We start from the raw sequence: 218 nt of genomic DNA on the forward strand, positions 1-218 counted from the left end.
CTTAAAAAATCTTAAACATGAGAGTTTGATCCTGGCTCAGGATGAACGCTGGCGGCGTGCTTAACACATGCAAGTCGAGCGAGAAGCTATTTATTGAACCTTCGGGTGATTTAGACAGTGGAAAGCGGCGGACGGGTGAGTAACGCGTGGGTAACCTGCCCTATGCAGGGGGATAACACATTGAAAAGTGTGCTAATACCGCATAAGACTACAGAGTC

The 218-nt window shown here is 47.7% G+C and carries 1 rRNA gene; it reads left to right on the plus strand.

Annotated elements, in window-relative coordinates:
- Positions 1-13: 13 nt before the first annotated feature.
- Positions 14-218, plus strand: a 16S ribosomal RNA gene (locus tag QMG30_RS24985); the annotation flags it as partial.

The sequence above is a fragment of the Vallitalea longa genome (assembly GCF_027923465.1).
Lineage (GTDB): Bacteria > Bacillota > Clostridia > Lachnospirales > Vallitaleaceae > Vallitalea > Vallitalea longa.